Annotated in this window: 21 protein-coding genes; 11 read left to right on the forward strand and 10 right to left on the reverse strand. The window is 71.2% G+C overall.

The window, feature by feature from the left end:
• Positions 1-98 precede the first annotated feature (98 nt).
• On the reverse strand, positions 99-1,766 hold the full coding sequence (locus ACGFYP_RS10485; protein ID WP_393488851.1) for a threonine/serine exporter ThrE family protein: 1,668 nt from the start codon (positions 1,764-1,766) through the stop codon (positions 99-101).
• A gap of 106 nt (positions 1,767-1,872) precedes the next feature.
• A complete protein-coding gene (locus ACGFYP_RS10490; protein WP_003968257.1) occupies positions 1,873-2,367 on the reverse strand; it encodes an inorganic diphosphatase in 495 nt (164 codons plus the stop codon).
• A 102-nt stretch (positions 2,368-2,469) separates the two neighbouring features.
• On the opposite strand from ACGFYP_RS10490, the gene dacB reads away from it, so the two are divergent.
• The 6 genes from dacB to folE all read left to right on the forward strand — a co-directional run bounded on the left by dacB (position 2,470) and on the right by folE (position 9,790).
• On the forward strand, positions 2,470-3,876 hold the full coding sequence (gene dacB, locus ACGFYP_RS10495) for a D-alanyl-D-alanine carboxypeptidase/D-alanyl-D-alanine-endopeptidase (protein WP_393488857.1): 1,407 nt from the start codon (positions 2,470-2,472) through the stop codon (positions 3,874-3,876).
• A 67-nt stretch (positions 3,877-3,943) separates the two neighbouring features.
• Positions 3,944-5,074: a zinc-dependent metalloprotease gene (locus tag ACGFYP_RS10500; protein ID WP_361956448.1), complete on the forward strand. Its 1,131-nt coding sequence runs from the start codon at positions 3,944-3,946 to the stop codon at positions 5,072-5,074.
• Positions 5,075-5,270: 196 nt separating this feature from the next.
• Positions 5,271-6,323: a tRNA lysidine(34) synthetase TilS gene (gene tilS / locus ACGFYP_RS10505; protein WP_393488862.1), complete on the forward strand. Its 1,053-nt coding sequence runs from the start codon at positions 5,271-5,273 to the stop codon at positions 6,321-6,323.
• Between the two features lie 41 nt (positions 6,324-6,364).
• Entirely contained in the window at positions 6,365-6,904 is a 540-nt protein-coding gene (gene hpt, locus ACGFYP_RS10510; protein WP_132917781.1) for a hypoxanthine phosphoribosyltransferase, read from the forward strand.
• Between the two features lie 162 nt (positions 6,905-7,066).
• Positions 7,067-9,088, forward strand: a complete 2,022-nt coding sequence (gene ftsH, locus ACGFYP_RS10515; RefSeq protein ID WP_361956442.1) for an ATP-dependent zinc metalloprotease FtsH — start codon at positions 7,067-7,069, stop codon at positions 9,086-9,088.
• Between the two features lie 96 nt (positions 9,089-9,184).
• Positions 9,185-9,790 carry a GTP cyclohydrolase I FolE gene (folE, locus tag ACGFYP_RS10520; RefSeq protein WP_362015758.1) on the forward strand — a complete coding sequence of 202 codons (606 nt, stop codon included), beginning with the start codon at positions 9,185-9,187 and terminating at the stop codon, positions 9,788-9,790.
• Positions 9,791-9,822: 32 nt separating this feature from the next.
• Here folE and ACGFYP_RS10525 read toward each other — a convergent pair whose 3' ends face one another.
• From ACGFYP_RS10525 to ACGFYP_RS10550, 6 genes are all read right to left on the reverse strand, one after another.
• Positions 9,823-10,308, reverse strand: a complete 486-nt coding sequence (locus tag ACGFYP_RS10525; RefSeq protein ID WP_393488867.1) for a DUF3180 domain-containing protein — start codon at positions 10,306-10,308, stop codon at positions 9,823-9,825.
• Positions 10,309-10,357: 49 nt separating this feature from the next.
• The gene (folK, locus tag ACGFYP_RS10530) at positions 10,358-10,957 is read right to left on the reverse strand and encodes a 2-amino-4-hydroxy-6-hydroxymethyldihydropteridine diphosphokinase (protein ID WP_361956430.1); all 600 of its coding nucleotides are present in this window, start codon (positions 10,955-10,957) and stop codon (positions 10,358-10,360) included.
• The gene (folB, locus tag ACGFYP_RS10535; RefSeq protein WP_158988273.1) at positions 10,954-11,313 is read right to left on the reverse strand and encodes a dihydroneopterin aldolase; all 360 of its coding nucleotides are present in this window, start codon (positions 11,311-11,313) and stop codon (positions 10,954-10,956) included. The genes folK and folB overlap by 4 nt, the downstream gene beginning before the upstream one ends.
• 203 nt (positions 11,314-11,516) lie before the next feature.
• Positions 11,517-11,975 carry a nuclear transport factor 2 family protein gene (locus ACGFYP_RS10540; RefSeq protein ID WP_361956427.1) on the reverse strand — a complete coding sequence of 153 codons (459 nt, stop codon included), beginning with the start codon at positions 11,973-11,975 and terminating at the stop codon, positions 11,517-11,519.
• Positions 11,972-12,832: a dihydropteroate synthase gene (gene folP / locus ACGFYP_RS10545; RefSeq protein ID WP_393488874.1), complete on the reverse strand. Its 861-nt coding sequence runs from the start codon at positions 12,830-12,832 to the stop codon at positions 11,972-11,974. The genes ACGFYP_RS10540 and folP overlap by 4 nt, the downstream gene beginning before the upstream one ends.
• Positions 12,833-12,860: 28 nt before the next feature.
• Entirely contained in the window at positions 12,861-14,702 is a 1,842-nt protein-coding gene (locus ACGFYP_RS10550; protein ID WP_393488876.1) for a phosphatidylglycerol lysyltransferase domain-containing protein, read from the reverse strand.
• Positions 14,703-14,868: 166 nt separating this feature from the next.
• Between ACGFYP_RS10550 and ACGFYP_RS10555 the strand changes: the two genes are divergently transcribed.
• On the forward strand, positions 14,869-15,981 hold the full coding sequence (locus tag ACGFYP_RS10555) for an alpha/beta hydrolase (RefSeq protein ID WP_393488879.1): 1,113 nt from the start codon (positions 14,869-14,871) through the stop codon (positions 15,979-15,981).
• Here ACGFYP_RS10555 and ACGFYP_RS10560 read toward each other — a convergent pair.
• The gene (locus ACGFYP_RS10560) at positions 15,968-17,134 is read right to left on the reverse strand and encodes an ABC transporter ATP-binding protein (protein WP_393488882.1); all 1,167 of its coding nucleotides are present in this window, start codon (positions 17,132-17,134) and stop codon (positions 15,968-15,970) included. The genes ACGFYP_RS10555 and ACGFYP_RS10560 overlap by 14 nt on opposite strands.
• A 143-nt stretch (positions 17,135-17,277) precedes the next feature.
• Between ACGFYP_RS10560 and ACGFYP_RS10565 the strand changes: the two genes are divergently transcribed.
• The 4 genes from ACGFYP_RS10565 to ACGFYP_RS10580 all read left to right on the forward strand — a co-directional run bounded on the left by ACGFYP_RS10565 (position 17,278) and on the right by ACGFYP_RS10580 (position 20,916).
• Positions 17,278-17,964 carry an ABC transporter permease gene (locus ACGFYP_RS10565; RefSeq protein ID WP_393488886.1) on the forward strand — a complete coding sequence of 229 codons (687 nt, stop codon included), beginning with the start codon at positions 17,278-17,280 and terminating at the stop codon, positions 17,962-17,964.
• Positions 17,965-17,967: 3 nt separating this feature from the next.
• Positions 17,968-18,627, forward strand: a complete 660-nt coding sequence (locus ACGFYP_RS10570; protein ID WP_393488890.1) for an ABC transporter permease — start codon at positions 17,968-17,970, stop codon at positions 18,625-18,627.
• A 123-nt stretch (positions 18,628-18,750) separates the two neighbouring features.
• A complete protein-coding gene (locus ACGFYP_RS10575) occupies positions 18,751-19,728 on the forward strand; it encodes an ABC transporter substrate-binding protein (protein ID WP_393488894.1) in 978 nt (325 codons plus the stop codon).
• A 120-nt stretch (positions 19,729-19,848) separates the two neighbouring features.
• Complete coding sequence (locus ACGFYP_RS10580; protein ID WP_393488897.1) at positions 19,849-20,916, forward strand: hypothetical protein; 1,068 nt, start codon at positions 19,849-19,851, stop codon at positions 20,914-20,916.
• Positions 20,917-21,029: 113 nt separating this feature from the next.
• Here the strand turns inward: ACGFYP_RS10580 and ACGFYP_RS10585 are convergent, their stop codons facing one another.
• Entirely contained in the window at positions 21,030-22,172 is a 1,143-nt protein-coding gene (locus ACGFYP_RS10585) for an NADH-quinone oxidoreductase subunit D (protein WP_361956400.1), read from the reverse strand.
• Between the last annotated feature and the right edge of the window lie 29 nt (positions 22,173-22,201).

The raw sequence follows: 22,201 nt of genomic DNA on the forward strand, positions 1-22,201 counted from the left end.
TGAGCCCGCGGGCCCCGCGCCTGCGGGCCCCTGAGTCCGCGGGCCCCGCGCCCCCAGAGCCCTAGGCCACCCAGAGCCCCAGGCCCCGCAGAGACCCGTCAGAAGCCCCTGGTCCGCTTCGCCGCACGTCGTGCCGCCGCCGCGCCCGGCGCCTGCATGAAGAGGCGGGCCAGCTCGCTTCCCAGGTTCACGCCGATCGCGATCGCCAGGGCCAGGGCCGCCGCCTTCGCCAGGTTGGCGAAGCCCTGGTCCAGGTTGTTCTGGGCGATCGCGAGCACCCCGAAGTACGTCGCCGAACCCGGCAGCAGCGGCCCGATCGCCGCCGTCACGTACGGCAGCGACGACGTGTGGTGGTACCGGGCGATCAGCTGGCCGAACAGACCCACCAGGCCCGCCGCCACCGCCGTCGCCATCACCGCCGAGCCGCCCGCCGTCACCGCGATCGACGCGTAGATCACCCACGCCACCCCGCCGTTCAACGTCGCGAAGAGCACCGTCGCCCGCGACTGCTGCAACAGGATGGCGAACGTCGCGCACAGCACCATCGACGCCAGGATCTGCACCACCGGACGCTCGACGAGACCCAGCGCCCCCTCCGGGTTCAGCTGCGCGTCGAACTGCACGGCCACGTACAGCACCGACAGCACACCCACCACGATCGCCACGAAGAAGTACCCGACCTCCAGGAGCCGGGCCGAGGCCGTGATGTAGAAGCCGGTCAGGCCGTCCTGCACGGCCGCCACAAGCGCCCGCCCGGGGATCAGGGCGAACAGACCACCCGTGATGACCGCCGATGGCCGCAGATCCGTGTGCAGCAGCGTCAGCAGCACCCCCATCGCGGCCGGCGGCATCGCCGCCACCAGGAACTGGTAGAACTCCGGCAGCCCGCGCCCCGCGCACAGCCACGCGAGACGGTCACCGAGGACCGCGCCGAGCGCCGCCACGAAGAAGACCGTGAGGTCACCGCCGAGCAGCACCGAGGCCGCCCCCGCGAGCACACCCGCCGCCGTCGTCAGCACCCAGCCGGGGTACGGGTGCCGGTTGCGTCGGATCTCCGCGAGCCGCCGGTACGCCTCCTCCGGCGTGACGTCGTGGTCCTCCGCGTTGATGTCGGCTAGCAGCTGGTAGACGGCGGCCAGCCGGTTGTAGTCCGTGCCCCGCCGCCGTACGGTCCGGTTCGCCGTGATCGGGTCGTCCACCAGCGACGGCTGGTACGTGATCGACAGCAGCGTGAACGTGACCGTCGGCTCGCTCCGGTCCAGACCGTAACTGCGGCAGATCGCGAACATCGCCGCCTCGACGTCCTCCGCGCCCTCCCCGCCCGCGAGCAGCAGCTCGCCGATACGCAGGGTCAGGTCGAGCACACGGCCCACGGCAGGCCCGGCGTCGTCCTCCTTGCGCGCGGTCTCCGGCACCGGCCGGTCACCCACCGGCAGCCGCAGCATCGTCCGCATCCGGTCCTGCCACGGCGCGTCCGCGGACAGCCGCACCCGCGGCAACCCGTGGGCGGGCGTGTAGGCGGGCGGGGCGTTCTTCGCGGAGTACGTCGACGGCAGCGCGAACGCCGAACCCTCGGGCTCCGCCGGCGGCTCGGGCGCGAGCCCCTTGGGAACGGCGAACTCGGAGGTCGGATGCTCCTCCTCCGCCACCACCGGCTGTTCCACCCCGGCGGGCGGGGTGAAGGCGCTGCGCGCCTCGTCCGACTGCGGCTTCCGGTCCTCCGGGCCGTCCGCCTCCACCACCACTCCGTTCGCCCTCACTCCCATTCGCGCCGTCTGCCCAGTATGAGCACGGGCATACGACCTCACGCGAGACGGGCGGCGCCCCTCCGAAGAGGAGCACCGCCCGTCACGACATCGAAGGTGGACCCACTCAGTGGGCGCCGCCCTGCGCCTCGAGGCGCTTGTAGGAGGCCTCGATCTCGGCCTCGGCCTCGGCGCGGCCGACCCAGTCGGCGCCCTCGACCGACTTGCCCGGCTCCAGGTCCTTGTAGACCTCGAAGAAGTGCTGGATCTCCAGGCGGTCGAACTCCGACACGTGGTGGATGTCGCGCAGGTGCTCGACGCGCGGGTCCGAGGCGGGGACGCACAGCAGCTTGTCGTCGCCGCCGGCCTCGTCCGTCATGCGGAACATGCCGATCGCGCGGCACTTGATCAGGCAGCCGGGGAACGTCGGCTCGTCCAGGATGACCAGCGCGTCCAGCGGGTCGCCGTCCTCGCCGAGGGTGTTCTCGACGAAGCCGTAGTCGGCCGGGTAGCTGGTCGAGGTGAAGAGGCGGCGGTCCAGGCGGATGCGACCCGTCTCGTGGTCGACCTCGTACTTGTTCCGCGACCCCTTCGGGATCTCGATGGTGACGTCGAACTCCACGGGTGGCTCCTCCTGAATCAACACATGTGAATGCCTGCGGCAACGCGCAGTGATTAAGTGTCCCTCACGCCTGTGTGTGATCGCGAAAGGGGCTGGTCAGCTATGCCGGAGCCGAGGACCTGGCAGCTCACGGCGTGCTCTGCCGTACTAGGTCTGGCCCTGGCCGCCGGAGCGGTGACCGCCGCCGGACCGTGGGACAACGGTCAGCGTAAGGCCGAGCGCGCCCGGGCGGCCGCCGCGACCCCGACAGGTGGCGCACATCACGCGCCGCCCGCCGCCCCGAGACGCCCCGCCCCCGCGCCGAGCGCCCCCGGAGTGCTCCGCGCGCTCGACACCCCGGCCGGCACCCGCCCGGCCGACCTCGCCGCCGTCCTCGTCCCGCTCCTCGCCGACCCCGGCCTCGGGCCGCTGCGCACCGCATCGGTCGTCGACGTCACCACGGGGAAGCAGCTGTACGGGGAGGGCGCCACGACCGCCATGACCCCGGCCTCCACCATCAAGATCGCCACCTCGGTCGCCGCGCTCTCCGCCCTCGGCCCCGACCACCGCATCCCGACGACGGTCGCCGCCTCCCCGGACGGCCGCGCCGTCACCCTCGTCGGCGGCGGCGACCCCACGCTCGACCACGCCCGCCTGAAGGCCCTCGCGGGCGACACCGCCCGCGCCCTGAAGGCCCGAGGCGTCACCTCCGTACGCCTCACCTACGACACGAGCCTCTACCAGGGCCCGGCCCGCCACCCCATCGGCCCGAACGAGAACATCGCCCCCGTCAGCGCCCTGATGCTCGACGAGGGACGCCTGGACGACTCTGACAGCGGCCCCGCCCCGCGCACCGCCGACCCCGCGGGAGACACCGCCACCGCCTTCGCCGAGCTGCTCGCCGAGGCCGGTACGAAGGTCCAGGGCGCCCCCGCACCCGGCCGTGCCCCCAAGCCCGCCGAAGGCACCCGGCCCGCCCCCCTGGCCCGTACCGAATCCGCCCCGCTCTCCGCCCTCGTCGAGCGCACCCTCACCAACAGCGACAACGACCTCGCCGAAGCCCTCGCCCGCCAGACCGCCCTCGCCCGCAAGCAGCCCGCGAGCTTCACCGGCGCGGGCAAGGCCGTACGGGCCGAGCTCACCGCCCTCGGCCTGCCCACCGCAGGCGCCCGCTTCGCCGACGGCAGCGGCCTCTCCCGCGACGACCGGCTCTCCGCCGCCCTGCTCACCGGCCTCCTCACCCGCGCGGCCGACCCGGCCCGCCCCGCCCTGCGCCCCGTCCTCACCGGCCTGCCCGTCGGCGGCTTCAGCGGCACCCTCAAGGGCCGCTTCGACACCGGCCCCGCCGCGCTCGGAGCCGGCCTCGTCCGTGCCAAGACGGGCACCCTGACGGGGGTCAACACGCTCGCCGGAACGGTCGTCACCGCCGACGGCCGGCTGCTCGCCTTCGCCTTCCTCGCCGGCCGCACCCCTTCCCCGTACCAGGCCCAACCCGCCCTCGACCGGCTCTCCGCCGCCCTGGGGGGCTGACCCGCCCCTCCGGGCCGACCCGCACCGAACCACCCCTGATCGGGCGTCGAGAACGTACGGTTGACGCATGACGAGCATCGGTGGTGCCGAGATGGTCGACTGGAATCTCGCGGTCGCGACCGCGACCCGACTGGTGAGGCCGGGCCCGGAGGTGTCCCGCGACGAGGCCCGCGAGGTCGTCGCGGAGCTCCGCAGGCACGCCAAGGCGTCCGAGGAACACGTCCGCGCCTTCACCCGGATGATCCCCGAGGGCCACGAACCACGGGACACGCCCGTCCTCGTCGTGGACCGGGCCGGCTGGGTCAAGGCCAACGTCGCAGGCTTCCGCGAACTGCTCTCCCCCCTCCTCGACAAGATGCAGGAACGGCGCTCCGGCACCCCCGGCGGCACCGTGCTCGGCGCCGTCGGCGGCAAGGTCACCGGCGTCGAACTCGGCATGCTGCTGTCGTTCCTCGCCTCCCGGATCCTCGGCCAGTACGAGACCTTCGCCCCCGCCACCCGCGACCTGCCCGCCGGGGAGAACGGCGGCGGCCGCCTGCTGCTCGTCGCCCCCAACATCGTCCACGTCGAACGGGAACTGGGCGTCGACCCGCACGACTTCCGGCTCTGGGTCTGCCTCCACGAAGAGACCCACCGCACCCAGTTCACCGCCGTGCCCTGGCTCCGCGACCACCTCCAGGGCGAGATCCAGTCCTTCCTCGGCGCCACCGAGGTCGACCCCTCCACCGTCGTCGAGCGCCTCCGCGAAGCCGCCCAGGCCCTCGCCGGCAGCCGCCCCGAGGGCGAGGAGGGCGAACCGGGCCCCTCCCTCGTCGAAATCGTCCAGACCCCCGAGCAGCGCGAGATCCTCGGCCGCCTCACCGCCGTCATGTCCCTCCTCGAAGGCCACGCCGACTACGTCATGGACGGCGTCGGCCCCCAGGTCGTCCCCTCCGTCGCCGAGATCCGCGAGAAGTTCCAGCAGCGCCGCGCCCGCGGCGCCTCCCGCCTCGACCTCGCCCTGCGCAAGCTCCTCGGCCTCGACGCCAAACTGCGCCAGTACCGCGACGGCGAACGCTTCGTCCGCGCCGTCGTCGACGAGGTCGGCATGGACGGCTTCAACCGCGTGTGGACCTCCCCCAACACGCTCCCCACCAAGGCCGAGATCGCCGCACCGGCCGACTGGGTCGCGAGGGTGCACCGTAAGGCAGACTCGTGAGACGGGTGCGACGTACGACGGAAGAACACACCGCCAATCACCCATCCGAGGGACCGTAGAGCAGGGGTGGGGCGTGCAATGCTCGGGTAACGGCCAGGTTCTGTCACCATCGACGCACTCTGAGTGACCGAACCCCCTCTTCCGACCGTTAAGACTCCGACCGAGGCACCCCACTCCTTCACGAAGGGCACCGGACATGGGTCCCCATCCTGCGGTCGCGGCGATACGCCTGGCGGTCCGCCGCGTACTCCACGACGTTCTCACCGAGCACCAGACCGACCCCACAGCGACACCCGCAACCGACGCGCGCCCCCTCGGCCCCTCCCCGGACCGACCCGCTCCGCTGGTCCTCGTCGCATGCTCCGGAGGCGCCGACTCGATGGCGCTCGCCTCCGCACTCGCCTTCGAGGCCCGCAAGCTCGCCGTCCGCGCCGGCGGCATCACCGTCGACCACGGCCTCCAGGACGGCTCCGCCCAGCGCGCCGCCGAGGTCGCCGGACGCATGACCGCGCTCGGCCTCGACCCCGTCGAATCCGTCGCCGTCAGCGTCGGCAGAGAAGGCGGCCCCGAGGCCGCCGCCCGCGACGCCCGCTACGCCGCCCTCGACGAGGCCGCCGAGCGCCACGGCGCCACCGCCGTCCTGCTCGGCCACACCCGCGACGACCAGGCCGAAACCGTCCTCCTCGGCCTCGCCCGCGGCTCCGGCATCCGCTCGCTGTCCGGCATGGCCGCCGTCTCCGGCGCCGCCGGCCGCTACCGACGCCCCTTCCTGGAGCTCGACCGGCAGACCGTCCGCAAGGCCTGCGTCGCCCAGGAGCTCGCCGTCTGGGACGACCCCCACAACGCGGACCCCGCCTACACCCGCTCACGGCTCCGCCACGAAGGCCTGCCCGCCCTGGAGAAGGCCCTCGGCAAGGGCGTCGTCGAAGCCCTCGCCCGTACGGCCCAGCTCTCCCGCGACGACGCCGACGCCCTCGACTCCTGGGCCGCCGACGCCGAAGCCGCCGTACGCGACGAGACCGGCCGACTCGAATGCGCCAAACTCTTCGGACTCCCGCCGGCCGTCCGCCGCCGCATCCTGCGCCGCGCCATGATCGCCGAGGGCGCGCCCGCCGGTTCCCTCTTCGCCCGCCACATCGAGGAGGTCGACCGGCTGATCACCGGCTGGCGCGGACAAGGCGCCATCAATCTGCCCGGCCGCGTCGAGGCACGACGGCAGGGTGGCAGACTGGTCATTCGGCAAGGCTGACGCAAGCTGCAACGAAAGTGACCCGGGTGAACGAGAAGGACATGGGCACCGACCTCAAGTCGGTGCTCATCACCAAGGAAGAGATCGACGCGAAGCTGGCCGAGCTGGCCGCGAAGATCGACGCGGAGTACGCGGGCAAGGACCTGCTCATCGTCGGTGTCCTCAAGGGCGCCGTGATGGTGATGGCGGACCTGGCGCGCGCGCTGTCCACCCCCGTCACCATGGACTGGATGGCCGTCTCCTCCTACGGCGCGGGCACCCAGTCCTCCGGCGTCGTCCGCATCCTCAAGGACCTCGACACCGACATCAAGGGCAAGCACGTCCTGATCGTCGAGGACATCATCGACTCCGGCCTGACGCTGTCCTGGCTGCTGTCGAACCTCGGCTCGCGCGAGCCGGCCTCCCTGGAGGTCTGCACCCTGCTGCGCAAGCCGGACGCAGCCAAGGTCGCGATCGACGTGAAGTGGATCGGCTTCGACATCCCGAACGAGTTCGTCGTCGGATACGGCCTCGACTACGCCGAGAAGTACCGCAACCTCCCGTTTGTCGGCACGCTCGCGCCCCACGTCTACGGGGGCTGACGCACGGGGAACCCGTACCGCCCTCCCGCCGTTGGAGCAAGGGAAGGCGGTCACGGGTCACCTGGCTGAGGTACCGTCCGAAGAACAGCTTTTTCTCACAGCAGCTCTCACAGCAGCATTTACCTACGGGCAGGAGGGACGGGGCGTTCTCGCTCCGTATGGATGGACGTGAAGCGATACTTCCGTGGGCCGGTCATGTGGATCGTGCTGGCCGTCCTCGCCGTGGTCGTGCTGATGCAGGTCGTCGGCTCGTCCGAGGGCTACAAGACGGTGGACACCAGCAAGGTCGTCCAGGCGATCAATGACAAGCAGGCCGACCAGGTCAAGCTGACGACCGGTGACGAGCAGGTCATCAAGGTCGAACTCAAGAAGGACGCCGACAAGAACAAGTACGGCGGCAGCACCAAGATCCAGGCCAGCTACATCGGTGACCAGGGTGCCAACCTGACCACCACGCTCCAGGAGCAGTCCGCCGCCGGCGACCTCGACAAGGGCTACACCGTCTCTCCGGAGCGGCAGAGCCCCTTCCTGTCGGTGCTGCTCTCTCTGCTTCCCTTCGTCCTCATCGTGGTCGTCTTCCTGTTCCTGATGAACCAGATGCAGGGCGGCGGCTCCCGAGTCATGAACTTCGGGAAGTCCAAGGCCAAGCTGATCACCAAGGACACCCCGAAGACCACCTTCGCCGACGTGGCCGGATCGGACGAGGCCGTCGAGGAGCTCCACGAGATCAAGGAGTTCCTCCAGGAGCCGGCGAAGTTCCAGGCCGTCGGCGCCAAGATCCCCAAGGGTGTGCTGCTCTACGGCCCGCCCGGAACCGGCAAGACCCTCCTCGCGCGTGCCGTCGCGGGCGAGGCCGGCGTGCCGTTCTACTCGATCTCCGGTTCCGACTTCGTCGAGATGTTCGTCGGTGTCGGTGCCTCCCGTGTCCGCGACCTCTTCGAGCAGGCGAAGGCGAACGCCCCGGCGATCGTCTTCGTCGACGAGATCGACGCCGTCGGCCGGCACCGCGGTGCCGGACTCGGCGGCGGCCACGACGAGCGCGAGCAGACGCTCAACCAGCTCCTCGTCGAGATGGACGGCTTCGACGTGAAGGGCGGCGTCATCCTGATCGCCGCCACGAACCGGCCCGACATCCTCGACCCGGCGCTGCTGCGTCCCGGCCGTTTCGACCGCCAGATCGCGGTCGACCGTCCGGACATGCAGGGCCGTCTGGAGATCCTCAAGGTCCACCAGAAGGGCAAGCCGGTCGCGCCGGACGTGGACCTGGGCGCTGTCGCCCGCCGTACGCCCGGCTTCACGGGTGCCGATCTCTCCAACGTCCTGAACGAGGCGGCGCTCCTCACCGCCCGCTCGGACAAGAAGCTGATCGACAACCACTCGCTGGACGAGGCGATCGACCGCGTGGTCGCGGGCCCGCAGAAGCGGACCCGGATCATGTCGGACAAGGAGAAGAAGATCACCGCGTACCACGAGGGCGGTCACGCCCTGGTCGCGGCGGCATCTCCGAACTCCGACCCGGTCCACAAGATCACGATCCTGTCCCGCGGCCGGGCCCTGGGCTACACGATGGTGCTCCCGGAAGAGGACAAGTACTCCACCACCCGCAACGAGATGCTCGACCAGCTGGCGTACATGCTGGGCGGGCGCGCGGCGGAGGAGCTCGTCTTCCACGACCCGACCACGGGCGCGGCGAACGACATCGAGAAGGCCACGGCCACCGCTCGCGCGATGGTCACGCAGTACGGCATGACCGAGCGGCTCGGCGCGATCAAGTTCGGTGGCGACAACACCGAGCCGTTCCTGGGCCGTGAGATGGCGCACCAGCGCGACTACTCGGAAGAGGTCGCCGCGCTGGTCGACGAAGAGGTCAAGAAGCTCATCGAGACCGCGCACAACGAGGCGTGGGAGATCCTCGTCGAGAACCGTGACGTCCTCGACAACCTGGTCCTGCAGCTCCTGGAGAGGGAGACGCTGGGCAAGGAGGAGATCGCCGAGATCTTCGCGCCGATCGTCAAGCGCCCGGCCCGTCCGGCCTGGACGGGCTCGTCCCGCCGCACGCCCTCGACCCGTCCGCCGGTCCTCTCCCCCAAGGAGCTGGCCCTGACGAACGGCGCGAACGGCAGCGCACCCGTGGACACCACCAAGGCGATCGAGGTCGCCCCCGAGGAGGCCCCGGAGGCCTGACCTCCGACCACCCGGAATGGATGCCGCGCCCCCACAGGTTTTAGCCTGTGGGGGCGCGGCCTATTTCGCGCCATGATCAGACGGAACGAGGCACTGATGACCGACCCGGTGACGCTGGACGGCGAGGGCACGATCGGCGAGTTCGACGAGAAGCGCGCCGAGAACGCCGTACGAGAGCTCCTCATCGCGGTTGGCGAGGACCCGGACCGCGAGGGACTCAGGGAGACGCCGGCGCGGGTGGCGCGGGCGTACCAGGAGATATTCGCGGGCCTGCGGCAGCAGCCCGAGGACGTCCTGACGACCACGTTCGACCTCGGCCACGACGAGATGGTGCTGGTCAAGGACATTGAGGTGTACTCGACATGTGAGCACCACCTCGTCCCCTTCAGGGGCGTGGCGCACGTCGGCTACATCCCCTCGACCTCCGGGAAGATCACCGGCCTGTCCAAGCTGGCCCGCCTGGTCGACGTCTACGCCCGCCGCCCGCAGGTCCAGGAGCGGCTCACCACGCAGGTGGCCGACTCGCTGATGGAGATCCTGGAGCCGCGCGGCGTCATCGTCGTCTTCGAGTGCGAGCACATGTGCATGTCGATGCGCGGCATCCGCAAGCCGGGCGCCAAGACCATCACCTCGGCCGTCCGCGGCCAGCTCCGCGACCCCGCGACCCGCAACGAGGCGATGAGCCTGATCATGGCTCGATAGGCACGCACGGCGCGCCAGGGGCGTCCGGAGGCTCAGGCCACCGGGGCCGCGCCCTTGCCGTTCTCCTCGTCCTCCGGGAGTTTGCAGACGCGTTCCAGGAAGAGGGCCGCCGCGATGACGGCGAAGCCTGCCAGGACCGAGAAACCGGCGTAGATCGCCTGGTCGCGGCGGGACGGGATGTCCAGGGAGCCCAGGAGGAAGACGCCCGTGCCGCCGTACATGCCGGCGACCAGGGCGGCGACCAGGGCGCTCGCCTGGCCGAAGACCACCGCGCGGGCCGCCATCAGCGGCTCGACGCCCTTCGCGCCGGGGCGGCGCTCGCGCTGGGCCTTCAGGCGGGCGCGGATGGAGAGGGCCGTGGCGGTCAGGACGGCCGCGATCGACGCGAGGACGATCGGCGCCGCGAGCGGCACGCTCGGCAGGGTGCCGACCGCGTCCCAGAGGCGGGCGGCGCCCCAGGAGAGGACTCCGGCCACGATGAACAGTCCGGCCAGAACCTTGAGCCGCAGTTGCTTCACCGAGTGTCCTTCGTGTCGTCTCGCGGGCGGTCTTCCACGAGCCTAACGACTACTCGGGCAGACGGAGTTCCAGGTCGACACGTGGCACGACTCCGGCCTGGCCGACCGTCGTGAGGAGGTCGGCGACGGTGCCGTGCCCCGGGAGCTGGGCTTCGGGGTCGACGTCGTGCCAGGGCGCCAGGACGAAGGCGCGCTGGTGGGCGCGGGGGTGGGGCAGGGTCAGGACGGGGTCGTCGGAGACCACGTCGGCGTACGCCACGATGTCGACGTCGATCGTGCGGGCGCCCCAGCGCTCCTCGCGGACCCGGTGGAAGGCTTCCTCGACGGCGTGCGCGCGCTCCAGGAGGGAGCTGGGCGGCAGGGTCGTCTTCACCAGGGCGACCGCGTTCAGGTACGAGGGCTGGGAGCCGGGCTCGACGCCCCAGGGCTCCGTCTCGTACACCGGGGAGACGGCCTTGACCCGCAGGCCCGGGGTGTCCTCCAGGGCGTCCACGGCGCCCTGGAGCGTCTCCAGGCGGTTGCCCAGGTTGGCGCCGAGGGCGATGACGGCCCACTTGGGGTTCGAGAGGGTCACGTCGGCGGCGTCGACCGCCTCGACGACGGAGGCCGGTACGGGCTGCACGGTGGGGTCGCTGTGCGTGGCTTTCATACTCGGCTCCGGGTGATGGTGATGGTCACGTCGTCGAAGGGGACCGTGATCGGCGCATCGGGCTTGTGGACGACGACCTCGACCTCCTGCACGCCGGCGTGCTTGAGGCACTGCTGGGCAATCCGCTCGGCGAGGGTCTCGATCAGGTCCACGGGCTCGCCCTGGACGACGTCGACGACCTCCTCGGCGACGACGCCGTAGTGCACGGTCTTCGTCAGGTCGTCGTCGGCGGCCGCGGGGCGGGTGTCCAGGCCGAGGACGAGGTCCACGATGAAGGTCTGGCCTTCTTCGCGTTCCTTGGGGAAGACGCCGTGGTGTCCTCGGGCCTTGAGGCCGCGCAGCGCGACACGATCCACGCGAATCACTCCTGCTGTCGTAGTTCTTGTGGCCACGCAGCCGGGTGCGGACGGCCGGGTGTCCAGCATCGAATCTACCTGCGAGCACCGACAGCGCTTGCCCATGGGGGTTCGGGCGGCGGCCACAGGGGACTGGGTGCGGCCCCTACCCAGAGGGTCGGATTCCAATCCCCGGCCTCACCCGAACGGACCCCGGATCCCGTTCAGGCGCCGGGTTCCTCGTCCTCTTCGTCGTCCGTCTCGGTGAGGACGGGGGAGCCGTGGTGGGACCAGATCTTCCAGCCGTCGAATGTGCGGCGGAACACATTGGTGGCGACCACGAGCTGCCCGACGAGGGGCCCGAGCTCGGCGCCGTCCTCGGCGGGTCCGCCGCTGAGGATGTTCTCCGTGCAGGTGACCACGGCCACATCGCCGCCGAGGGAGATCTTCACATCCGTCAGGAAGAACTGGATGTACTCGGTGTTCGCCATGATCAGCGCGTACGAGCGGAGGACCTCGCCGCGCCCGGAGAGCACGGGCCACCCGGGGTGGACGCAGCTGATGGGGGTGGCGCCGTCGTCGAGCCAGAGGGCGGAGACCGCCTCGAAGTCGCCGAGCTCCATCGCCTCGTAGAAGGCGGTGTTCGCGGCCTCGACCGCCTCCGTGTCGGTCTGGTGGGTCACCGGGCTCCTTCGACGGCCCTGGCGACGCGGACGGCGTCGGCGGTGGCCCTGACTTCGTGGACGCGGACGGCCCAGGCGCCCTCGTGGGCGGCGATGGCGGAGACGGCCGCGGTGGCGGCGTCGCGTTCGCGGGCGGGCGGTGGTGCGGCGCCTTCGTGGGCCAGGACGTGGCCGAGGAAACGCTTGCGGGAGGCGGCGACGAGCAGGGGACGGCCGAGGGCGCGCAGTTCGGGGAGGTGGGCGACGAGGGCCAGGTCGTGGAGGGCGAGCTTGGCGAAGCCGAGGCCGGGGTCGAGCACGATCCGCTCGGGGGCGATGCCGCCCTCGACGACGGCCTCCATGCGGCGGCGCAGTTCGGTGACGACCTCGGTGACGACGTCGTCGTAGACGGCGAGGCTGTTCATGTCCTGGCTGAAGCCGCGCCAGTGCATGACGACGAAGGGGACCTCGGCGGCGGCGACGGCGGGGACCATCGCGGGGTCGGCGAGGCCGCCGCTGACGTCGTTGACGAGCGCGGCGCCGGCCTCGACGGCGGCGCGGGCGACGGAGGCGCGCATGGTGTCGACGGAGACGGTGACGCCTTCGGAGGCGAGGCCGCGGACGACGGGGACGACCCGGCGCAGCTCTTCGTCCTCGTCGACCCGGCTGGCGCCGGGGCGGGTGGACTCGCCGCCGACGTCGACGAGGTCCGCGCCCTCGGCGACGAGGTCGAGCCCGTGCTTGACGGCGGCCGTGGTGTCGAACCAGCGGCCGCCGTCGGAGAAGGAGTCGGGGGTCACGTTGACGACGCCCATGACCGCGCAGCGGTCCCACTCCGGCAGGCCCAAGGCCGTGCCCCGACCGATCGACGTACTCATACGCCCAGCGTAGGGCCCGGGGTGCCGCTCACGCCGCGCGGACCTCGTGGTCGGCCTGCGGGGCGACGATGTGGGCGCAGGGGCGGGGTTCGGCGGCGGCCCTGCGGCGGGCGAAGGGGCGGGGCAGTTGGAGGTTGACGAAGCCCTCGGCCTGCATGGCGGCGAAGCCGATACGGGGCAGGTCGCGGCTCTTGCGGTAGACGACGAAGCGGGGCTCCCAGCGGGGCCGGAACTTGGCGTTGAACTTGTACAGGGACTCGATCTGGAACCAGCGGGAGAGGAAGACGAGCAGTCCGCGCCAGAGTCGGAGGACGGGTCCGGCGCCGATCTTCTCGCCGCGGGCCAGGGCGGCGCGGAACATGGCGAAATTGAGGGAGACGCGCTCGATGCCGAGGCGCGGGGACTCCTGGAGGGCGGCGACGATGAGGAGCTCGTTCATGCCGGGGTCGGCGGAGCGGTCGCGGCGCATGAGCTCCAGGGACATCCCGTCGGGGCCCCACGGCACGAAGTGGATGATCGCCTTCAGGTCCCCGTACGGGGAGGTGGTGCCGTCCTCGTCGGTCTTGTGGGCGGTCGCTATGACGGCGTCCCCGTCGCCGGCGTCGCCGATGCGACCCAGCGCCATGGAGAAGCCGCGTTCGGTGTCGGTGCCGCGCCAGTCGGCGGCGGCGCGGCGGACGCGGGCGAGCTCGCCGTCGCTGAGGTCACGGACGCGCCGCACCTTGGTGGTGTAGCCGTTGCGCTCGATCCGCTTCACCATCTGGCGGACGTTACGCATGGCGCGCCCGGACAGGGAGAAATCCGCGACGTCCACCACCGCCTCGTCGCCGAGTTCGAGGGCGTCGAGGCCGGTCTCGCGGGTCCAGACCTCGCCGCCGGTCTCGGAGCAGCCCATGACGGCGGGGGTCCAGGAGTGGGCCTTGGCCTCGTCCATGAAGCGTTCGATGGCGCCGGGCCAGGCCTCGACGTCGCCGATGGGGTCGCCGCTGGCGAGCATGACGCCGGAGACGACGCGGTAGCAGACGGCGGCCTTGCCGCTGGGGGAGAAGACGACGCCCTTGTCGCGGCGGAGCGCGAAGTGGCCGAGGGAGTCGCGGCCCCCGTGCTTGTCGAGCAGGGCGCGCAGCCGGGTCTCGTCGTCCTCGGTGAGCCGGGCGGCGGGGTGCTCGGGGCGGAAGGCGAAGTAGATCGTGGTGAGGGCGGTGAGCATGCCGAGGGCGCCGAGGGAGTAGCCGACGGTCCAGTCGACGCCGTTGGTGTAGCCGACGGGTCCTTCGAAGCCGAAGAGTCCGTACAGGACGTGTTCGAGGCGGTCGGTGAGGCTGGGGCTGCCGATGACGCGGCGCGGGTGGGCGCTGACGATGACCAGGCCGAGCAGGATCGATCCGGCGCCCATGAGGACGAAGTTGGCGAGCGCCTTCCAGCGGCTGCGGGGGTCGGGCAGGGCGGCGAACTGGTCCCGGTGGCGTACCAGCAGGGCGAGCAGCGCGACGGAGAGCAGGGCTCCGAGGACGGAGTGGCGCCAGACGAACTGGGCGACGGCGCCCAGCGGCAGGAGGACGACGGCGGCCCGCCAGGCGCGGCGCTTGTGGCGCTTGAGGCCGTGGGCGAGGAGCAGCAGGAGGACGCCGGCGCTGAGGGAGAGGGCCGCGGAGAGCGGTCCGAGCGTGCCGGGCAGGACCTCGGCGATGGCGTGCACCCGGCTGGCCCGGAAGCGCGGGAAGACGCCCGCGGCGATGTCGATCAGGCCGATGAGCGTGCAGGCCGTTCCGACGAGGGCGGGCACCTTCTCGGGGCGTGGTCCGCGCAGAATCCGGCGCACCCGAACCGGAACCAATCCTGACTTGTCCCCATCTACCGTGACAGACATCGCTTCCCGTGCTTCCCGTGGCTCCGCGAAAGTTTCGTTTCTCCGGCGGCCACGCGGTGGTCAGCGGCGGGCCGGGGCCGGAGGTTTGCGCCTTCTAGGACGGCTTCGCGGGGGAGCGGGTTCATTCACCCACAGGAATTTCTCAGGAAGAGGGCTCGGGCGTCTCATGGGTCTCACCAGCAACAAGGTTCTGGCGCTGGCCGTCGTGCTGGCGGTGGTGCTTTTCGCGGCCACGATCTGGCTGTGGCCACGGCTGGCCCGGGGCGGCGTCCGGGCCGTCCTCGGCAGGATCGGACTGCTGCTCGCCACCCAGCTCGCGCTCTTCGCCTCGGTGGGCCTCGCGGCGAACAACTCCTTCCTCTTCTACGGGTCCTGGGCGGACCTCTTCGGCCAGGAGCAGGACATGGGGGTGGTCGTCGACCACTCGGCCGGCTCCAAGGACCTCAAGGTCGTCGGTACGCAGGCGCTGGACGTGCCCGGCGGTTCCAAGCCCTCGGTCGGCGGCCAGATACAGAAGGTCGTGATCGCGGGCGAGAAGTCGGGCATCAACTCGCCGGCGTACGTGTACCTGCCGCCGGAGTACTTCCAGAAGGGGTACGAGAAGAGCACGTTCCCGGCCTCGCTGGTGCTCACGGGCTACCCGGGCACGGCCGAGAACCTGCTCAAGGGGCTCAAGTACCCGAAGACCGCTTTCCTCCAGGTCAAGGAGAAGAAGATGCGGCCGATGATCCTGGTGATGCTGCGGCCGACGGTGGCGCCGCCGCGTGACACCGAGTGCGTGGACATCCCGGGCGGCCCGCGGACCGAGACCTTCTTCGCCGAGGACCTGCCGAAGGCCGTCTCGGAGACGTACCGGGTGGGGACGAAGGCGCGGAACTGGGGGTTCATGGGGAACTCGACGGGTGGCTACTGCGCGCTGAAGATCGCGCTGCACCACCCGGACAGGTTCGCGGCGGGCGCCGGGTTCTCGGCGTACTACAAGGCGGCCGAGGACGTGACGACCGGCGACCTGTTCCACGGCGACGACAAGGCGCGCAAGCGGGCGAACCTGCTGTGGAGCCTGGACCACCTGCCGCAGGGGAAGTCGTCGTTCCTGGTGACGACGTCGAAGCAGGGCGAGGGGAACCTGCGCGAGACCCTCGACTTCGTCAAGAAGGTGAAGGCCCCGGCGCGGGTCTCCTCGATCACGCTGGACAGCGGCGGGCACAACTTCAACACCTGGAACCGGGAGATCCCGCCGGGCCTGGTGTGGATGAGCGGGCGGCTCAGCGCGGACTGAGCGACTTGGCGGGCTGCTCGGTCACCGCCGTGGACTCCGTCGGCTCCGGGGACGCGGCGCGCAGGGCGCGGTGGACGGCCGCCGGGGTGAGTACGCCCGCGTACCGGCCGCCTTCGGCCGGGTCGACGACGGGCAGCCAGCCGGTGTCGTGCTGCAGCAGCGCGGCCAGCGCCTCCCGGAGGGAGGCACCGAGCGGCACCGGCTCGGGGGCCGGGCGGGTGCGACCGGGCTCCTCCGCCGCGACCCAGCCCTGGACGCGGCCGTCCGCGTCGAGGACGACGGACCAGGGGGCGTCGGAGGCCGGTGCGGTGGAGGTGGGCGGGGCGGAGGTGGGTGCGGGCGCGCTCGGTGTCGCCTCGTCCGTGCGCAGCACGGGGACGTCCTCCAGGGCGGACGCGTCCACGGCGGTGACCGAGAGCCGCTTGAGGCCGCGGTCCGCGCCGACGAAGTCGGCGACGTACGGGGTGGCGGGGGCGCCGAGGACCCTGGCCGGGGTGTCGAACTGCTCGATCGTGCCCTGGCCGTAGACGGCGATCCGGTCGCCGAGGCGGACGGCCTCCTCCAGGTCGTGGGTGACGAGGAGGACGGTCTTGCGGACCTGGGACTGCAGGCGGAGGAACTCGTTCTGGAGGTGCTCGCGGACCACCGGGTCGACCGCGCCGAAGGGCTCGTCCATCAGGAGCACGGGCGGATCGGCTGCGAGCGCGCGGGCCACGCCGACGCGCTGGCGCTGTCCGCCGGAGAGCTGCTCGGGGTAGCGGGAGCCGTACGTCTTCGGGTCGAGGCCGACCAGGTCGAGGAGTTCGGCGGCGCGGGCGCGGGCACGGGCGCGCGGGACGCCGAGGAGGGCAGGGACGGTCGCGGTGTTGTCGAGGACCGTGCGGTGCGGGAAGAGGCCGACCTGCTGGATGACGTACCCGATGCGGCGGCGCAGCTGGACGGGGTCGATCGCGGATATGTCCTCGCCGGCGAGGAGGATGCGGCCCTCGGTCGGCTCGATGAGCCGGTTCACCATCTTCATCGTGGTGGTCTTGCCGCAGCCGGACGGGCCGACGAGCGTCACCAGTTCACCCTCGGCGACCTCGAAGGAGAGGTCGTCGACGGCGGTCGTTCCGTCCGCGTACCGCTTGGTCACATGCTCGAACCGGATCATGTTCCCCATTCTGACGCCTGGGTGACGGGTGCGTGTGAAGGGCGTGTTGCCGGAATGTGGCGGTCCTCGGCGATTGTCGGTGCCGGGGGATAGGGTCGGTCAGACATACGTTCGGCAACGGCGAGCGGCCGGGGGGAGGGTACATGAGCGCGGCGAATTGTCTGGTGACGAACGACTGGATCTGTGGGGAGTATCTGCGCACGCGCAGCCAGGAATTGACCGACGCGCTGCTCCAGCACGTGGGGATCACGGTCGTGTCCGTCCTCATCGGCATCGCCGTCGCCTTTCCGCTGGCGCTGCTCGTGCGGGCGAGCCCGCGGTTCGCCGGCCCGGTGCTCGGCCTGACGACGCTGCTCTACACGATTCCCTCGCTGGCGATGTTCTCGCTGCTGCTGCCCTTCTTCGGGCTGTCCGCCGCGCTGGTGGTGACGGGCCTCGTGCTGTACTCCCTGACGATCCTCGTACGGAACATGGTGGCCGGCCTCGACGCGGTGCCGGCCGAGGCGCGGGAGGCCGCGCGCGGCATGGGGTACGGCTCGGGGCGGCTGCTCTGGGAGGTCGAACTGCCGCTCGCGCTGCCCGCGTTGATGGCCGGAATACGCATGGCGACGGTCTCCACGATCGCGCTCACGACGGTCGGTTCGATCGTCGGGCGCGGCGGCCTCGGCAACCTCATCGAGGACGCGCTGCCGACGTTCTTCAAGGCGCAGGTGCTCGCGGCCTCGGTGCTGTGCGTCCTGCTCGCGGTGGTCGCGGACCTGCTGCTCCTGGGCGTGCAGCGGCTGCTGACACCGTGGACCCGAATACGCACGGCGCCGGGGGGCGAGTGAGCGGTGGGGATCGTGGCGGACGCCTGGAGCTGGCTGACCACCGGCGCCAACTGGGCGGGGGAGGGCGGGGTGTGGCACCGCCTCGGTGAGCACGCGTACGTCAGCGGGGTCGCGTTGCTGCTCGCCTGCGCGATCGCGCTGCCGCTGGGGCTCTGGCTCGGGCACATCGGCCGGGGCGGCGCGCTCGCCGTCAACATCTCCAACGTCGGGCGGGCTGTCCCCGTCTTCGCGGTCCTGGCCCTCTTCATGGTGTCGCCGCTGCGCAACGCGGGATACGTGCCGACGGTGATCGCGCTGGTGCTCTTCGCGCTGCCGCCGCTGCTCACCAACGCGTTCGTGGGGATGCGCGAGGTGGACCGGGCGGTGGTGGAGGCCGCGCGGGGGATGGGCATGTCGGGCGGACAGGTCTTCCGGAAGGTCGAACTGCCCCTCGCCCGGCCGCTGGTCATGACAGGGTTGCGGTCGGCCGCCGTGCAGGTCGTCGCCACAGCGACGATCGCGGCGATGGTCGGCCAGGGGGGCCTGGGCCGGATCATCACCGCCGGATTCAACACCTACAACACCCCGCAGGTGGTCGCGGGCGCCCTGCTCGTGGCGCTGCTCGCCCTCGTCGTGGAGGTCGCCCTGGTGGGGGCGGACCGGCTGCTCGGCCGACGCGCGTGAACCCCTCCGGCTTCCGCACGCCCGCTCGGCACACCCGGCACACATCGCTCGGCATGAATCGCTCGGCATGAATCGCACGGAACGAACCGCTTGTGACACGGAACGACGACTAGGAGTGATCTCGTGAGCAGGACCTCGCGTATCGCGGGTGCGGTACTGGGTACGGCGGCGCTGACCGTCTCGCTCGTCGCGTGCGGCGGCGACAGCCTGGAGCAGGGGAAGGCGGGCGGCAGCGGCGGCACGTCCGGTGCGGCCAAGGGCTCCCTCGTCGTGGGCGCCGCCGCGTTCACCGAGTCCAAGGTGCTCGCGGAGCTCTACGCGCAGGTGCTGAACGACGCCGGATACGACGCGACCATCACCACGGTGAAGAACCGCGAGCTGTACGAACCCTCCCTGGAGAAGGGCGAGATCGACGTCGTACCGGAATACGCGGCGACGATCGCGGAATTCCTCAATGCGAAGGTGAACGGCCCGAGGGCGCCCGAGGAGAAGCCGGTCGCGTCCGGCGACGCGGCCGCCACGGTGGAGGCGCTGAAGAAGCTCGCGGAGCCGCGCGGACTGAAGGTCCTCGCGGTCGGCGAGGCCGTCGACCAGAACGCCTTCGCGGTCTCGAAGGAATTCGCCGAGAAGAACAAGCTGAAGACGCTTTCCGACCTCGGTGCCGCCAAGCTGAAGGTGAAGATCGCGGCCGGTGACGAATGCGAGATACGGCCGTTCTGCGCGCCCGGCCTGAAGAAGACCTACGGCATCGACGTCACCGGCATCGACCCCAAGGGAGTCGGCACCCCGCAGGCCAAGCAGGCGGTCAAGGACGGCGTGGACCAGCTGGTGCTGACCACCACGACGGACGCGACGATCGAGTCCTTCGGACTGGTCTTCCTGGACGACGACAAGAAGCTCCAGAACGCCGACAATGTGCTGCCGGTGGTCAATGCGAAGGACGCCGGATCGCCCGAGATCGCGGCCGCTCTCGACAAGATCACAAAGGTCCTCACCACGGCCGATCTCGCCGAACTGAACCGCAAGGTCGACGCCGAGCGCGCGAAGCCCGCGGACGTGGCGAAGACCTATCTGGAGTCGAAGGGCCTGGTCAAGAAGTAAGGCTCGGGGGAGGGGAGTCGGCCCGGTTCCGACCGGGGCTCGGTCACGACGGCGAGAAGTGGCCAAGAGATTGCCGGGCCGACACCCCACACGGCGCCTACGCACGGTAAATTTCAGGCCATGCCACGTGGACGCCACCGCCATTCACCTCCCCTGCACAAGCTTCTGCCGCCCTCCGCGGTCGCCGGAGCGTCGGTCGTCTGTGCCGCGGGCGCCTGGCTGCTCGCCGATCCCGTGGTGCTGCGCCTGCTCGTGGCTGCCGCGGCGGCGGCCGCGGTCACCGGCGGCGTCATCATGCGCAGTTGGGACCGGAGCGCCGGCCGACAGGTCGCGGAGCTGACCCGGGCGCGCACGGCGGACCAGTGGAAGACCGAGGAGCGGATAGCGGAGCTCGAGGCCGACCTGGAGGAGTCGCGCGAGCTGCGGGCCAAGCTGGACGCCAAGCTCCGCGCCAAGCGGGTCGAACTGGCCGGGCTGCGCGGCGAACACGCGGCGCTGCTACGCCGGTACGCCAACGCCGAGACCGAGCGGGCCAGCGCCCTCGAAGGCCGCAGGCAGCTCGCCCTGGAGACGTCTTCCCCGGCCAAGGAGCTGCCGGCCGCCGGATCCACGCCCACCCCGGCCGCGTACCGCCAGGCCGCCCAGGCCCTGCGCGACCTCGCGCGCAACGCCGCCGCCCAGGAGGCCCGCCGTACGGCCGAGGCGGCCCGCAGCCGCGATCTCGCCGAGCGCGCCCGCGAGACGGAGGAGCCGCAGGGGAAGCACGCGGCGGCCGCCGGGAGCGAGCAGCACGCTCGACCGTCGACCGCCGTCGTACCCGCCCCCTCGACGGCCCTCTCGCCCGTCCCCTCCACCGCTTCACCCACCGCCGTTCCCGCGGTACGGGCCGTTCCGGCCGCCTCGGCGATCGTCCCGTACGCCACGCGCCGCCGCACCCGCCCCGAGGGCGGCTTCGACTTCTTCGGCACGCAGGGCGGGCAGGGCGCGCAGGGTACGCAGGAGGTGGCGGCCGCCATCGAGGCCGTGCAGGACGCCGACCTGGCCGACGTGGTGGGCGAGGAGGTCCTCGCGACCGTCGTGCGCCGCACCCCCGAACAGCGGGCCATCGGCAACGTCATCGACCTGACCGCGCACGACGAGACCGAGCAGATCGACGTGGCGGAGCTGCGCGGAGTGGTCGGCTCCTGACGATCGGGGCGCTCACCACCGCGGAGCTGCTCGCGCGGCGGGACGAGTGGATCGCCCTGTGCGCGCAGGCGTTCTGCGACGTGCGCGACGGCGCCTGACGGCTCGGTGGTCGCCTACTTGTCGATGTCACCGACGACGAAGAAGAGCGAGCCCAGGATCGCCACCATGTCGGCGACGAGCGTGCCCGGCAGCAACTCCGTCAGTGCCTGGATGTTGTTGAACGACGCCGAGCGCAACTTCAGCCGGTACGGCGTCTTCTCGCCCTTGGAGACCAGGTAGTAGCCGTTGATGCCGAGCGGGTTCTCGGTCCAGGCGTACGTGTGACCCTCCGGGGCCTTGAGCACCTTCGGCAGCCGCTGGTTGATCGGCCCCTGCGGGAGCTCCGCCATCCGGTCGAGGCAGGCGTCCGCGAGGTCCAGGGAGTTGTGGGTCTGCTCCAGGAGGCACTCGAAGCGGGCGAGGCAGTCGCCCTCCTCGCGGGTGACCACCTTGAGCGTGTCCTGGAGCTCCCCGTAGGCCAGGTACGGCTCGTCGCGCCGCAGGTCGAAGTCGACGCCGGAGGCACGGGCGATGGGTCCTGAGACGCCGTACGCGTGCACCGCCGTCGGGGTCAGGACACCGACGCCCCGGGTACGGCCCCGGAAGATCTCGTTGCCGAGGACCAGCTTGTCGTACACGTCCATCCGCGACCGCACGTCCGCGACGGCCGCGCGCGCCCGGTCGAGCCACCCGGCGGGCAGATCCTCCTTGAGCCCGCCGACCCGGTTGAACATGTAGTGCATCCGGCCGCCGGAGACCTCCTCCATCACGGCCTGGAGCTCCTCGCGCTCCCGGAACGCGTAGAAGACCGGGGTGATACCGCCCAGTTCGAGGGGGTAAGACCCGAGGAACATCAGGTGGTTGAGCACCCGGTTCAGCTCGGCGAGCAGCGTACGGGTCCAGACGGCGCGCTCGGGGACCTCCATGCCGAGCATGCGCTCGACGGCCATGACGACACCGAGCTCGTTGGAGAAGGCCGACAGCCAGTCGTGGCGGTTGGCGAGCATGACGATCTGCCGGTAGTCCCGCGCCTCGAAGAGCTTCTCGGCACCCCGGTGCATGTATCCGATGACCGGCTCGGCCCGCTGGATCACCTCACCGTCGAGAACCAGCCGCAGCCGGAGCACGCCATGGGTCGAGGGGTGCTGCGGCCCGATGTTCAGCACCATGTCGGTGCTCTCCGCCGCCCCGCCGATTCCGACCGTCGTCTCCGTCATGGGAGCAGTATCTCCCGGCCCCGCCGAGT

Source organism: Streptomyces sp. NPDC048370 (assembly GCF_043200825.1).
Classification (GTDB): domain Bacteria; phylum Actinomycetota; class Actinomycetes; order Streptomycetales; family Streptomycetaceae; genus Streptomyces.